The 14,955-nt window shown below is 38.1% G+C and carries 11 protein-coding genes; 2 read left to right on the top strand and 9 right to left on the bottom strand.

The annotated features are described in order from the left end of the window. Window positions 1-50: 50 nt before the first annotated feature. Window positions 51-4,610 carry a glutamate synthase large subunit gene (gene gltB, locus ACXR6G_RS17495; RefSeq protein ID WP_458362744.1) on the bottom strand — a complete coding sequence of 1,520 codons (4,560 nt, stop codon included), beginning with the start codon at window positions 4,608-4,610 and terminating at the stop codon, window positions 51-53. Window positions 4,611-5,567: 957 nt separating this feature from the next. Between gltB and ACXR6G_RS17490 the strand changes: the two genes are divergently transcribed. Both ACXR6G_RS17490 and ACXR6G_RS17485 read left to right on the top strand, forming a co-directional pair. Continuing rightward, entirely contained in the window at window positions 5,568-6,407 is an 840-nt protein-coding gene (locus tag ACXR6G_RS17490; protein WP_458362743.1) for a helix-turn-helix domain-containing protein, read from the top strand. A 242-nt stretch (window positions 6,408-6,649) separates the two neighbouring features. Next, the gene (locus ACXR6G_RS17485; RefSeq protein WP_458362742.1) at window positions 6,650-7,801 is read left to right on the top strand and encodes an iron-containing alcohol dehydrogenase; all 1,152 of its coding nucleotides are present in this window, start codon (window positions 6,650-6,652) and stop codon (window positions 7,799-7,801) included. A gap of 173 nt (window positions 7,802-7,974) precedes the next feature. Here the strand turns inward: ACXR6G_RS17485 and proC are convergent, their stop codons facing one another. The 8 genes from proC to sfsA form a co-directional block, all read right to left on the bottom strand. Next, window positions 7,975-8,775 (bottom strand): pyrroline-5-carboxylate reductase, encoded by an 801-nt coding sequence (proC, locus tag ACXR6G_RS17480; RefSeq protein WP_458362741.1) that lies wholly within the window; start codon window positions 8,773-8,775, stop codon window positions 7,975-7,977. Between the two features lie 177 nt (window positions 8,776-8,952). Next, window positions 8,953-10,128, bottom strand: a complete 1,176-nt coding sequence (locus tag ACXR6G_RS17475; RefSeq protein WP_458362740.1) for an ATP-binding protein — start codon at window positions 10,126-10,128, stop codon at window positions 8,953-8,955. 84 nt (window positions 10,129-10,212) lie between these two features. Further along, complete coding sequence (locus ACXR6G_RS17470) at window positions 10,213-10,701, bottom strand: AAA family ATPase (RefSeq protein ID WP_458362739.1); 489 nt, start codon at window positions 10,699-10,701, stop codon at window positions 10,213-10,215. A gap of 55 nt (window positions 10,702-10,756) precedes the next feature. Next, window positions 10,757-11,305 (bottom strand): GNAT family N-acetyltransferase, encoded by a 549-nt coding sequence (locus tag ACXR6G_RS17465; protein WP_458362738.1) that lies wholly within the window; start codon window positions 11,303-11,305, stop codon window positions 10,757-10,759. Between the two features lie 53 nt (window positions 11,306-11,358). Next, a complete protein-coding gene (locus ACXR6G_RS17460) occupies window positions 11,359-12,399 on the bottom strand; it encodes an endonuclease/exonuclease/phosphatase family protein (protein WP_458362737.1) in 1,041 nt (346 codons plus the stop codon). 102 nt (window positions 12,400-12,501) lie between these two features. Further along, entirely contained in the window at window positions 12,502-13,398 is an 897-nt protein-coding gene (locus ACXR6G_RS17455) for an aldo/keto reductase (protein ID WP_458362736.1), read from the bottom strand. A gap of 54 nt (window positions 13,399-13,452) precedes the next feature. Further along, on the bottom strand, window positions 13,453-13,986 hold the full coding sequence (locus tag ACXR6G_RS17450) for a YkgJ family cysteine cluster protein (RefSeq protein ID WP_458362735.1): 534 nt from the start codon (window positions 13,984-13,986) through the stop codon (window positions 13,453-13,455). 146 nt (window positions 13,987-14,132) lie between these two features. Next, the gene (sfsA, locus tag ACXR6G_RS17445; RefSeq protein ID WP_458362734.1) at window positions 14,133-14,840 is read right to left on the bottom strand and encodes a DNA/RNA nuclease SfsA; all 708 of its coding nucleotides are present in this window, start codon (window positions 14,838-14,840) and stop codon (window positions 14,133-14,135) included. Between the last annotated feature and the right edge of the window lie 115 nt (window positions 14,841-14,955).

The following is a 14,955-nucleotide window of genomic DNA, read 5'->3' as shown; positions in this document are numbered from 1 at the left end:
AAACGGGAGATAAAACTCTCAGTAACAAATCTTAGTGAAACTCAGATCTGTTATACCAAAATCGCTTTTTCTAAGGCTTCAGTTTTCTTTTTCTGATTCTCAAGAGCGAGTTTGTATTCCTTTGGGAAAACCTTAATGAACTTCAGCATGGCATTATCCCAATCATCCAGAATTTCCTTAGCGCGTTTACTTTTTGTGTATTTTTGATGCTTGCTGATGTAAGCGCGTAATAATTCTTCATCTTCCAAATCGATACTTTCGTAATCGTCCAACTCGTAATTTTTATACTTCTCGAAAGTGCCTTCTATATCGTACACATAAGCGACACCTCCCGACATACCAGCTCCAAAATTAGAACCCACACCGCCTAGAATGACGACCTTTCCTCCAGTCATATACTCACAAGCATGTCGTCCGACACCTTCTACCACAGCTGTTACACCTGAGTTTCTCACACAAAAGCGCTCACCAGCCACACCATTAATATAGGCTTCGCCTGATGTCGCGCCATAAAAGGCTACATTACCAATAATCATATTATCAGCCGCTTCGTATGTCGATTTTCTATCGGGATAAACAATTAGCTTACTACCCGAAAGACCTTTCCCGAAATAATCGTTGGCCTCACCCTCTAATTCGAAAGTGATACCCTTAGCCGAAAAGGCTGCATAACTTTGTCCAGCCGATCCTCTAAATTTCAGGTTGATGGTATCTTCAGGCAATCCTGCAGATTTGTATTTCTTAGATATCTCGTTAGATAGTAAGGTTCCTACTGCTCTATCGGTGTTCACCAAATTAAACTCGCCCGAAACTTTCTTCCCTCTTTCAAGAGCAGCTTCTGCCAATTCAATCAATTTCCAATCGAAAAACTTATCGATACCATGATCTTGTTCGATCTTTTTATACAAACCAACCCCTTTGTCCGCCATCTCTTTATAGAGGATAGGACTTAAGTCGAGGCTCTTAATCTTCCAGTGTTCAATATCTTCTCTCAATCTAAGGGCATCGGCCTGACCGACCATTTCGTTAATGGTTCGGAAACCTAATTCAGCCATAATCTGACGTAAATCTTCGGCCAGGAAGGTGAAATAATTCACCACATGCTGCGGATCACCAGTAAAGAGCTTACGCAGTTCTTTGTTTTGAGTTGCCACACCAACCGGACAGGTATTTGAATGGCATTTTCGCATCATGATGCAACCCGTAGCAACCAGAGCAGCTGTGGCCACGCCCCATTCTTCGGCACCCAATAGAGTCGCAATAGCCAGATCTCGGCCGGTTCTCATCTGTCCATCGGCTTGAACGGTTATTCTATCACGCAATTTGTTTTTCACCAAAGTTTGGTGGGTTTCCGACAAGCCCAACTCCCAGGATGTGCCTGCATGTTGCACGGAACTGATAGGTGAAGCACCTGTCCCGCCATCGAATCCTGAAATCAAAACCACATCGGCATGTGCTTTTGCCACACCAGCAGCAATGGTACCAACCCCAGCTTTCGAGACCAATTTCACATTAATTCTTGCTTTTCGATTGGCATTTTTCAGGTCATAAATCAACTGAGCCAAATCCTCAATGCTATAAATATCGTGATGCGGTGGCGGTGATATCAAACCCACACCTGGTGTACAATGTCTGACCTTACCAATCCATTCATCCACCTTATGTCCTGGCAATTGGCCTCCTTCGCCTGGCTTGGCTCCTTGAGCCATCTTAATTTGAATCTCATCAGCCTGACTTAGGTAGTATGAGGTCACGCCAAATCGACCGGAAGCGACCTGCTTAATGGCAGAACGCATGCTATCGCCATTAGGAAGTGGCTCGTATCTCATTTCATCTTCTCCCCCTTCACCACTGTTACTTTTACCGCCTATGCGATTCATAGCGATAGCTAAAGTCGAGTGCGCCTCGTGCGATATGGATCCAAAGGACATGGCACCCGTTGCAAAGCGTTTGAATATGTTTTCAACTGGTTCTACCTCTGCCAAAGGAACCGATTTACGTTTCTTGAACTCAAACAAACTCCTGATGGTTACCGCTTTTTCCGACTGATCATTTATCTCTTGGGCATATTCATTATAGGCTTCCTGAGACTTAGTTCGAGACGCTTGTTGTAATAAGCGAATGGTAGTTGGGTTAAACAAATGGTGTTCTCCTTTTTGTTTCCACTGATAAATTCCCCCTTCATCCAAGCGCGGTTTTAAACCTGCCTGCTGAGGGAATGCCAACTGATGACGCACCAAAACTTCACGAGAGATGCCTTCAAATCCAATACCTCCCAATCGGGAAACGGTTCCCTTAAAACAAGTATCGACCACCTTATTAGATAAGCCAATGGCTTCAAATATCTGAGCTCCATGATAGGATTGCAGGGTTGATATTCCCATCTTCGAGAAAATCTTAAGCAAGCCGCCACCAATAGCTGCAATATAATTCTCAAAGGCAAGCTCATTGCTAAGTCCTTTGGGTGACAACTTATTAGCTTCCAGAGATACAATAGTATCGAAAGCCATATACGGATTGATTGCATTGGCTCCATAACCAATCAATGTCGCAAAATGATGCGTTTCTCTCACATCTCCAGCTTCTACAATGATACCAACACGCACACGCAAACCATTCTCCACCAAATGATGATGAATAGCTCCCATTGCCAGTAGCGATGGAATAGGTGCATGGTCTGCATCTATCTTTCTATCCGAAATCAGAATCACATTATGACCATTTTCGATGATAGCCTTATCGACTTCCTGACACATATGCTCTAAAGCCTTTTCCAATTCACCTGGCTCTCCCGATGCTGAATAAATAGCATCGAGCACCTTGATACGAAAGTTCGTATCGTGGTAAGAACGTAAGTTCTGAAGCTGCTCACTGGTTAATACAGGCTGATCGAAAACAATTTGCTTACAATGCAAAGGCGTCTCTGACAATAAATTATAGAGCTTCCCCACCGAGGTGCGTAAAGACATTACAATTTTCTCCCGAATAGGATCGATTGGTGGGTTGCTAACTTGTGCAAATTGCTGCTTAAAATAATTAGACAGATGTCGGCTTTGATTAGACAGAATAGCCAAAGGCACATCGCTCCCCATCGAACCCAAAGGTTCCTTGCCTTCTTCAGCCATACTGGTGATAATATAATTCACATCTTCCTGACTAAAACCAAAAGCTTGTTGACGACTCAGCAGCGTATCGGCATCGTATTGAAAGCTCATTTCCTGTTCGGGAATCTCATCAATATGCAATTGGTTCATATCCAACCAGCTTCTGTATGGCGCTCGTTTCGCTATTTCTGATTTTATTTCCTTATCAAATACAATTCTTCCCTTTTCCAGATCAGCATAAACCATTTTACCGGGTTGGACTCGCCATTTTCTCACAATCTTTTCAGGAGCAATTGGCAAAGCACCCACTTCCGACGAGACAATTATTCTATCGTCATTAGTCAAAATCATTCTAGAAGGACGCAAGCCATTACGATCCAGAGTCGCTCCTACAATATTCCCATCGGTAAAGCAGATGGAAGCGGGTCCATCCCAAGGCTCCATAATGGAAGCATGGTACTCATAAAAAGCTTTCTTCTCATCATTCATCTTACGCGTTTCCTGCCAAGCCTCAGGAATCAACATCATCAATACATGAGGCAAAGAGCGTCCACCCATCACCAGCATCTCAACCATTGAATCGAGATTACCCGAATCGGAGTTAGTTTCGTCCATCACAGGGCGCAACTTTTGCATATCATCGCTAGTAAACTTGGTACATTCCAAAAATTTCTCATTCGATCTCATCCAGTTCATATTCCCTCTCACTGTATTGATCTCACCATTATGAGCAATATAACGGAAAGGCTGAGCCAATCGCCACTTAGGAAAGGTATTGGTAGAGAAACGGGAATGAATTAGTGCAATGGCCGATTCAAGATCTTCATCCAGCAAATCGGTATAATACTGTCGGGTTTGATGCGTTCTAAACTGCCCCTTGTAAACAATGGTTTTATACGAAAAGGAAGTGAAATAAAAAGTCTGACTATCGTTTAGGACCAGCTTATTAATGGTATGTGCACTGTACTGTCGCAAAACAAAGAGCTTGCGTTCCAATTCCATACCAGTCAGTCCATCTTTGTGCTTCACAAAAATTTGCTCTCCTTTGGGTTCAGTCTTACGAGCGGTTTCCCCTACAGCATTCGAAATACCAGGCACATCGCGGTAACCAATCAAGTCAAACCCCAATTCAGACAAATTTATATTCAAAAGTCTTCGACAATCTTCTCTCTCTTTGACATCATCAGGAAAATAAATCATCCCCACACCATATTCACCAAAGGCGGGCAGTTCCATCCCTATTAATTTGAGCTCCTTCCTAAAAAACTTGTCTGGTACTTGTATTAAAATCCCAGCACCATCACCTGTTTCAGGATCGCTACCAATGGCACCACGGTGTTCCATATTTTCCAGCATTGTTAGTGCATCAAGAACAATCTGATGGGACTTTTTTCCTTTTACATGAGCAATAAAACCAATACCGCAGGCATCTGATTCACATTGGGGCAGATACATCGACTTCTTTTGTTGGTCACATTCATCTTCGGGTAGATTCAACTTTGTCATAAAAATTCCTCTTGGCTTAGATGATTTAACTTCAAAAGTTAAATCATGGGTTAATAGTTTTCCAACTGCTAATACGGGATTAGTGGTTACGTAATAGCAGTTGTTCTAATTTTTTAGACGATTTAAGGAAAGAGGCCAATAGGGCGCACAAATAATCACACCAATCTCCACATAGAAGAAAAGTGATGTTTTAAGCCATTTAGAAAGTGTTGTAGTTTAATCTTTTTGAATAACTGCTTTTTAGTCTTTATTTTCACGTTATATTCAATCAAAAATAAAGGGATAATTTGATCGAAAAATAGGCCAAAGCAATTATTGAAAACTTGTGTTTAAGATGACATCAGAATTGCATTCATTTCTCTATGTCATGTCTTAAATATAGAAGATCGAGATAGCAAATGCAAACCAAAGATTCCATTTTCTTTTGCTTTCAAAGCTAAAAAGGCAGATTAATCTCGACAATTATAAAATTGCAAACAGCAGCTTATCCCAATAGAAGCAAGTCTTAGGTGAAATTTAATTACAAAGGAATAATTGAGTTGTAAAAACATTGTTTTTCTTTCATTTTTTTTGACTTTAATCGAAACTGAAATTCCGCAAAGGATTACGAAACACAAGGGTTTACAAATATTCTTATTTGATACAGACACAAAAACAATCTTATCATAAGTTGAATCTATAAAAATGTAATCGTTTTCGAAAATGCTATATTTAGGCTTTAATATTAGGAAAAATAAGTCTATCAAAATCGAATTCTATTAGGCAATCAAAATGGCATATCAAAGCTTGAATTAAGGTATGCTTTTGAAGCGAATTATCATTAGTGTCAGCATCTGGTTTTTGATCGTATCAATTAACTCCAATTACCAATTTGTGCAATATTTCAAAATTATCTCCCATCTTTGTCCTTGAAATTTAAACACCAATAATGTCTTGATTTTATCAAATAGGAAAGCCATGTCGATAGAGAACATACCAGAGATATACCTAAAGAAAGACGAGCCCATTCAGGATGTGTTTGTTTATGATTTTAAAATGACCAACGATGTTGTTAAAAGCAAGGTCAACTTAAGCATGAACATGTTTAGTTTTTTGCAAGTGGGTAAAAAGCAGGTTCACTTTGCTGATGCATCAGTTATGGTGAGTAAAGAACAATCTCTACTTATCCGTAAAGGGAATTGGCTGTGGACTGAGCTACTTGACAATGATGATATCTATTACTGTAAGCTTCTCTTCTTCTCGGAAGATAGACTAAAAGCTTTTTTAGCAAAGCACAGCAAAAACAAGCTTAAGCTGAAAGATGAAATTCCTTTCTTCATTATCGAGAACGATGCCTATATCGCTTCTTATTTGGATACTTTGTCTAAAATGAGCCTTCTGGCTTCTGATTTTAATGCTGAAATGCTATCGCTTAAGTTCGACGAGATCATGCTTTATCTGCTTACCAAATACGGTCAGAAGTTTGAATTGTATTTGTATTCCTTAATATCGAAAGAGACCTCTCCTTTTAAAAGAACTATTGAGAGCAATGTATATTCTAACCTGAAATTGGAAGAAATCGCTTTCTTGTGTAATATGAGTCTGTCTACTTTTAAGCGCAGTTTTATTGCAGAATTCAAAGCCTCACCAGGGAAATGGTTGCAAGATAAGCGTTTGCAAAGAGCGAAGGAAGTACTGGAAAGTGAAGATTTAAAGGCTTCGGATATCTATCTCGATTTTGGATATAGCAACCTTTCTAACTTTAGTATTGCCTTTAAAAACAAATTTGGAATCAGTCCAACTGATATTTCAAAATAAGATAAACCGATCAAAACACCTCTACTTTAGCATCTTTAATGCAAATCTAAGTTCAAATAAATCTTCTCAAATACAAGTTTGACCTTTTTTAATAAACGAATGGACTTTTTCAGTAAGCATACTGAAAGGGTCTTGCCCTACTTTTGTCAGCGTAATCATTAAGCAAGTGTTCACGATTGAAACCCGTTTTCAACAGAACTTTTGTTTTAAACTGATAAAAACCAAATATTAAAAATAAAATTATGGCAAAATTTGTTGTACCAAAGGAGATTTTTCACGGACTAGGTAGCCTTGAAAACTTAAAAGGATTAAAAGGAAAAAAAGCAGTTATCGTAATCGGTGGTAAGTCTGTAAAAGCAAACGGATCTCTAGAAAGAACTGAAAACTACTTGAAAGAAGCAAACATTGAGTCTGTTGTATTTTCTGGTGTTGAAGCTGATCCTTCAATCGAAACAGTATTGAAAGGTGCTGATTTCTTTACTCAGGAGCAACCTGATGTAATCGTTGGTTTAGGTGGCTGTTCGGCTATCGACGCAGCCAAAGCGATGTGGGTCTATTACGAGTATCCAGATTCAAAACTAGAGGAATTAGCAGCTCCATTTGCAGTAAAACCATTGCGTAACAAAGCTTACTTTGTAGCAATTCCATCAACTAGTGGTACAGGTACCGAAATGACAGGTCTTTCTGTAATTACTGACAGAGAAAAAGGAACTAAATACCCTATTGTATCACACGAGTTAACTCCTGATGTTGCAATTATCGATGGTGATTTATGTGCAACTATGCCTGCTCATGTAACTGCAAATACAGGTCTTGATGTATTGAGCCACGGGGTTGAAGCTTACGTTTCAAACATTGCTGACCACTATAATGATTCATTGGCAAAAGGGGCTATTGATCTTGTATTCAAAACGCTGCCTACTGTTATTGAAGAACCAAATAATCTAGAAGCTCGCCAGACAATGCACGATGCTTCTTGTATGGCAGGTATGGCTTTTACAAACGTATGGTTAGGAATTGTTCACTCAATGTCTCACCAAATTGGTGGTACTTTCGGTATTCCTCATGGTTGTGGTAACGCAATTTTGATGCCTAATGTTATTCGTTTCAACTCTAAAGTAACTGACAAATACAGCGAGCTTGCTGCTTTATCAGGAAGAACAAGTGCTGAAGAGTTTGCTCAAGAAGTATCAAAACTTCGTGCATCAGCAGGTGTTGTTGGTTCTATTAAGGAGTACGGTGTTAGTCAAGAAGATTGGGATGCGAAGTTGGATACATTAACACAGAATGCAATGGATGATCCTTGTACACTTTTCAACCCAAGAAAACCTAAGTTTGAAGAAATCAAAGCGATTTACCAAGCTTGTTATGAAGGAAGAGCAATTACTATTTAATTAAATCCGACCAATTTACCTTGAGGGTCTCACTTTTTTTGTGAGGCTCTCAATGGTTTATAATAATTGGATTAGTTATACCCTCATAATTTACAGTTTGTTTATAGTCAGAGCATGACAATAAAAGCCTGAATACAGATGTATTCAGGCTTTGTTTTATTTCAAACATCCAACTAGGATATTTTATCATATGAGGTTACAATTCCCTTAATTAAAGAAGAACTCAAACCATTGTGCTCCATCTCATTTAATCCCAAAATGGTACAACCCTTTGGCGTTGTTACTTTGTCAATCTCAAATTCCGGATGATTCTTTCTTTCGATCAACAAACTTGCCGCTCCTTTTACAGTTTGATTTACAATCTCGGTGGCTGTTTTTGAATCCAACCCAATTTGAATTCCCCCTTGCACCATTGCACGAATAAAACGAAGGACAAATGCCGTTCCACAAGAACCCAAAACCGTAGCAGCATCCATTAATTCTTCATTAATGGTAATACTAGTTCCAATTTTATTAAAAAAGAATTGAACTTTTTCAAGATCAGATGCTCCAGCTTCGTTATGACAAAGACTTGTCATCGATTGTTTAACATCTGCGGCCGTATTTGGCATCGCTCTAAAAACTGGCATATTCTCAGGTAAAGCCTCCTCCAGTTCGTTAATATGAACGTTAGTTGCCAGTGAAATCACAGTATGTTTTTCAGGATTCAAATGAGCCTTAATATCATTCATTACACTTATCACCTTATAAGGCTTAACTGCTACGATAATAACATCCGACTCGTCCACTGCCCAAACATTATCAGTAGTAATTCTCACGCCCTTTTCTTCGTACGATTTAATCGCATCAAGACTACGTTTGGTGGCAATTATATTTTCATTCGGGTAATCCTTATCATCGACTAAACCGTTCAAAATCGACTTTCCTAAGTTCCCACAGCCTATAATACAGACTCTTTTGTTTTTTAAATTCATGTCTTGTTTCCTTAAATCTATTACGCGTACAATCAAGCCGGCTTCGACGAGTCAAAACTTTAATTAAAAAAAATGCGAATAGAATTTGTGTTGTATATGTTGAGTTTTCGGACCGCAAGTTAGCGATATAAATTCTAACTAGCTGCCAGGTATTTCAATATTTATAGAGATATAGATTTAAGCCATGGGGAGAGTGAATATAAACGAACTGCCTTTGTTTAGCTCACTTTTCACATAGAGTTCTCCTTTGTGTTTATCGATGAATTCCTTGCAAAGAATGAGACCTAAACCTGTTCCCGATTCATTCTCCGTTCCATTTTGTACTAATTGTTCGTCTATTCGAAATAGCTTAGCGATATTATCTGCTTTAATACCTATACCATTATCCCTTACGGTGATTTCTATAGCATCTTTCAATTGCTTTGATTCTACGATGACTTCTCCACCACGAGGGGTGAACTTTATCGCATTAGAGACTAAATTCCTCACTACTGTGTTAATCATGTTTGGATCTACAAAAGCCGTTAAATCTTCATCAACTCTTGCTTCAAGATATATTTGTTTATTCTCAGCACTCCCCCTGAGAAGATTTACAACCTCATTAACCAAATCCCACATATCTGTCTGCTCAGGTTGCCAAGCAATAATCCCCGTCTGCATTCTCGACCATTCTAATAAATTCTCTAAAAGCCGATAGCCTTGCTTGGCCGAACTGTTTATGATATTAAGAAATTTAGCCATTTGTTCTTGGGACAATTCATTTTGACTGTTCACCAAGAAATCTGAAGCTCCAATTAATGATGCAAATGGATTTTTTAAATCGTGAGCGATAATGGAGAAGAACTTATCCTTAGTCGCATTTAAGGTCTCTAACTCTTTCCTTTGTTCTTCAATTTGAATTTTCTGCCTGGTTAATTCTTCCTCCAAGAGATCTTTAACCAGCATTCTCTTTTTCATATTTTGCAAGGCAGACAGGATGGTATCAATAATTTTCACTTGAAATTTCTGCTCTACCAATCTCAAATGAGTCTGTGTACATTGAAGTACAACAGTATCTTTTATAGCTGTTGCAGATGCTGATCTGGTATCAGTATCAACTAGTGCATATTCACCAAAGCTTTTTCCTTTTTCTAATTCAATAAAAATATGTTCTTGATCGTGAATTTGAATACAACCCTTAGCAATAATGTACGCAGCTCCTCCTTTGTCTCCTTTTGTAAAAATATTTTGACCTTTCGAAACAACAATTTCATCAACTTGATGTGCCAAAAATTGGAAAACTTCCTCTTTCTGGTTTACCATGAAACCTAGTTTCTTAAGCAAACTTATTTTAGATATGTGAGAAAGAGTCATTTTCAGGGGATCAGGTTTGTAATAAGGTTATTTCTTAAAATATTAAAGGAATAAATTTCTAAGGAGATATCGTCTAAATTCTAATTAGATCTTTAGAATCTCAGCATTTTCGAGTTCTTCATTTACTGGATTCTCAAACCAGGATTCCATAAAATCAAAATTAGCTTCACTCACTTCAAACTCAAAAGTTTCGCCCTTTTCCTGATTACGTTGACAAACGCGCTCCCATCTTGTCTCTTTGGGAATATCAAGAAAATGGAGTTTGATTTCAACATCATGAGTAGAGGCAAACAATCTAAACTTCTCTCTATGCTCGAATTTAGAAAGTCCTAAATCAAGAATCGAATTCGTTCCAGTACTTTCCAGTTGAAGAACCAAATCAAGAATCATACTTTCGGCACGCTCAATACGTTCAAGGAACCATTCCAAGCCATCCTCCTCGGTCTTATCATCAAGAAACAAAGTTTTATTCCACTTATCTATGGAGAAAATAACAGCCTGAGTTTCCGCTTTCAACTTCTGAGCATAGGTGGTTTTACCCGATCCAGTATTTCCAACGATTAAGTGTATCATATCTATGTAATTTCAGATTCAACTCTTTTTCTATTTCCAGAAGGGGAATTAGACCCTAATCAGTCTTCAACTTACTATACACCTCCAGATCAGTATATACGCCACCTGTCAATTTTTCGCCATCCCTTTCAACGCCTTCCAAAACGAAGCCTAAGCTTTGAGGTATCTTTTTGCTGGGCAAATTACCCACCGCACATCTTATTTGAATTCTATTCATTCCCAATTCATCAAATGCAATCTCGCACAAACTCTTCACCGATTGTGTAACGATACCTTTTTTCTGATAGCTTTCAGAAAGCCAATAACCAATCTCGGTTCTTTTATTTTGTTTGTCGTTTCCTTTAAAGCCTATCAAGCCTGCAAATACACCATCGTAATGAATCACAAAGACATAATTTTTGTGGGTATCCTCAAGCATTTTAGTGATAAAAAACACCGTGTTTTCAATATTAAGTGATACAGCGACAAAGGGCAACCATTTACCCATGTAGGATCGTTGACTGTCTATTGTCTCAAAAATATCTTCAGCGTCAGACAATTCAACTTGCTTTAGTAAAATGTGATCTGAAACCTTAATTGTCTTTAAATTCTCTCTTGTTCCCATTTTAATACATTTTAGCCATACAATTTAATAAACTAATTAGAGAGAACAGGCATTTAGAACTCAAAAACAGCTAATAAACCTTTATGATCTGATGGCCACACATTCGTTGGCTTGCTAAACAAATCCTTATCTTCTACAAAAACCTCAGATTTTACAATTGAGGCATCAGGGCCTACTATCACAACCTCTTTAAGTTCAAGCTCAGATGTTTTGTTATAAAAAATGAAATCGATACGTTCTCTTTCATCAGACTTTGGAGCCCATGTTAATTTTTCAATAGCTATCTGGGGATTATATGAGGGATAGGTAAAGCCTGGATTCTTCACAGGATCTGGATATTGTTCGCGATAAGTATCAATAAAACCAGCTTCTTCCAATAGTTTTGTACACTCCCATTCTATAACCACACCCTTATGATCGTAAAGATCGCTGTTCTCTACTATCCAATCTCGGTGAGATGGTTCATTAAAATCGCCACCTATAATCACTTTACTCCCTTGACCTATCTCTTCTTTCGCATCAGCAATGAATACTTTTATAGCATCATCGCGTTTCGAAGCCCTACTTACAGCTATAAGTTCAGCTACATCGGTTGTTGGCTCAGGCAATTCTTCCCAGGTATTACCTGAATAGCCTCTTGGCATATAATAACTGCAATTGAGATAGTCGAGATGAGCTGAATAAAAAGCAATGATATCTCCATTTACATTGATTCTTGCTTTAGTAATAGAACCATGATCATCCTTAACGGGATAAAGTGCAGAATAGCTCTCAATAGGATATCTTGAAATCAAGCCACTATCATAACTCTTACCTCCATAGTATTTTAATCCTCGAAGTTCCAGTTCAGCAATTATTCTTTCATTAAAACTGCTGTTTTTGTAGTTACGAACTTCGCTGAATGCGACCAGATGAGCATCTGTTCTAACTATTTCTTCAACAATAGCATCGAATCCTCCAGGAATTACGGTTCCTTCCTGCCAAATATTGAATTGCAAGACTCTTAATTCTTGTTTCGGCTGACAAGCACATAATGTAGACATGATCCCTAATAGACTCAAGTATATTAGTTTGTTTTTGATTAGGTATTTCATAGGGGATCTTTTGGGGTATTCAATGTTTGGGTTAGTTAAAATATCGATTCACAGGGGAATGATTAACTCGTGTAAAAAAACTGAAGCTGAGCCAGCTCAAGCCTAAGGCATTTCTACTCCTGTAGATTCATAAATCCGAAACCATTGTTCATGACTCATTTCAATAGACAAAGCATCTACAGCGCTTTTCACTCGCTCTATTTTGCTCGTTCCCAAAATGGGTAACATGTTCACTGGATGTTTCAACAACCAGGCATAAATGACCTGATCTATTTGCTCAAGGCCTAATTCCTCAGCAACTTCAAGCAATACCTTATAAATCTTCTGTCCTTTTTCAGTTTGAGGATTCAGCAAACGACCTCCAGCTAAGGGTGACCAAGCCATGGGTTTAATTCTTTCCTTAAGGAAAAAATCGATATTACCATTCTCAAAATGCTCCAAACAATAGGGAGATATTTCTACTTGATTGCTTACCAATCTCTCATCCGTATATGAATTTAACATCTCAAATTGTTGGCTATTGAAGTTAGAGACACCAAAATTCAATACTTGGCCCCTTTGTTTTAGATCAGCAAAGGCTTTAGCGACTTCTTCGGGATTAAAAAAGGGTGACGGTCTATGCAATAGCAATAAATCAAGATAATCTGTCTTCAAATTCTTCAATGAGTTCTCAACCGATGTAAGAATATGCTCGTAAGAATAATCGTACGTTTTTAATTTCCTCTCAGGAAACTTATCCGACTCTAGTTTAATCCCACATTTGCTAATAATTTGGATCTTATCTCGCAAAGAGGGCTTCAAGCTTAAGGCATTCCCAAATAAGGATTCACAAGAATAGTTACCATAAATATCAGCATGATCAAAACTCGTTACACCCAATTCAATTGATTGTTCTGTTAGTTTCAACAATTCCTGATTCGAAAGATTCCAATCAGCTAGTCGCCAATGCCCCTGAATAATTCGAGATAATTCGAGATCGGGAGATAATTGTATTTTCATGATGCATCTTATTTAGTAGGGTGAGTAATCGAATATTTGAAAATGCAATTTATCTTATTTCTTTAAGTCTGCAACCAATCTATTAATCGGAATTAAATCAAACTCTCCAAATTGTACTTCTTTGTAATTCTTGATAAACTCTCTATTGATAAGAAATAACTTACTGTTATAGGTATCTTGTGGGTAGGTGTTTTCAGTATGAAAATCATCAAACTTCTTGAAATTTAAGGGACAAGCAGATAATTCCCAGGCATCACCTTCCTGATTCATAAATAGTAATGGCAAACCATGAGTTCTACAAATAATAGGGCGAGCCTCATACACCTGACACATCTGATCAATCAGAAAATTACAATCCTCTTGTTCTGAATCAAGTTCTCTAAATTGCTGTGGTGGATTGGCTTTCAACTGTTCCAATATGCTAAAGTATTCTACAGGCAGCACCTGAAAATTCATACAACAAGAAGAACAACCTTTTTTACAAGCCATTTCATTCTTATGCATTGCGCCTAGCTTTTCGCTCAACTCACTAATCTCAGTTCTTAACTGTATATATTTTTCTATCTCCTGAAGGGCTTTCTCGTTCATCTTTCTTTATTTTCAAATTTCCACAAAGATAGAATCTTAATTTTGAAATTAGAAGATGAGAGGATATGGTAATGTAGTAACTGATTATTTTTGCTGGCGCAACCTTTAAGCTTTCCATCCAGATCTTCTGGTCCCGAGAATTGGGATTAACCTGCAGTCGTATTCAAATCAATAGGCAATTGCTTAACTAGGTCTATGCCTTCAGGAGTTACCTTAGCCTGATAGGCAAAAACCTCAACCCCACTATCAACCGCTTTTTTCAAGGCTTCGGCATAATTAGGATCGATATCCCAAGCAGGACCAAAAATGGAAACATCTGAACGTTGAATCACATAAAACATGACAGCACGCATACCTTCAGCTTTTACTCTCATTAAGGTTTCCAGGTGTTTCTTACCACGCGTTGTCACAGAATCAGGGAAACGTGCATGATCGCCCACTTTCATACTCACATTCTTAACTTCAATGAAACAGCTTTCATGCTCATTCTTGGCAAAAACATCGAAACGAGAATCCTCAAACTTAAGCTCTCGCCTTACTTCCGTGTAAGAACGAAGACCTTCAATCTTCTGATCACGTATCGCTTCATAAACCAACAGGTTTGGAATGCCGGTATTAACCCCTACCCAATCGCCATTAATATGAATCATTTCCCAGGTGTATTTTGTTTTCCTTTTGGGATCATCAACATGCGTTAAATAGACATCAGCACCGTTTTCGATGCAGGTTTTCATACTCCCTGAATTGGTACAATGTGCCACAACAATTTCTCCTGAATCTAATTCAACATCAGCTAAAAATCGTTTGTATCGTTTTATGAGTTTACCATGTATCAAGGATTTTGGGAATTGCATATGCTATGGTTATAATTTTATGATGCCTTATATTCAATTAGTGAAAGTATGTGACTTGGATATCCTTTCTACATTTTTTGCTTTCAGCTTGAATCAGAAATATTACTTTTGCGGT

Source organism: Ancylomarina sp. YFZ004 (assembly GCF_054254355.1).
Note: the sequence above shows the minus strand (reverse complement) of the source record. Positions and strands in the feature narration are given on the sequence as shown.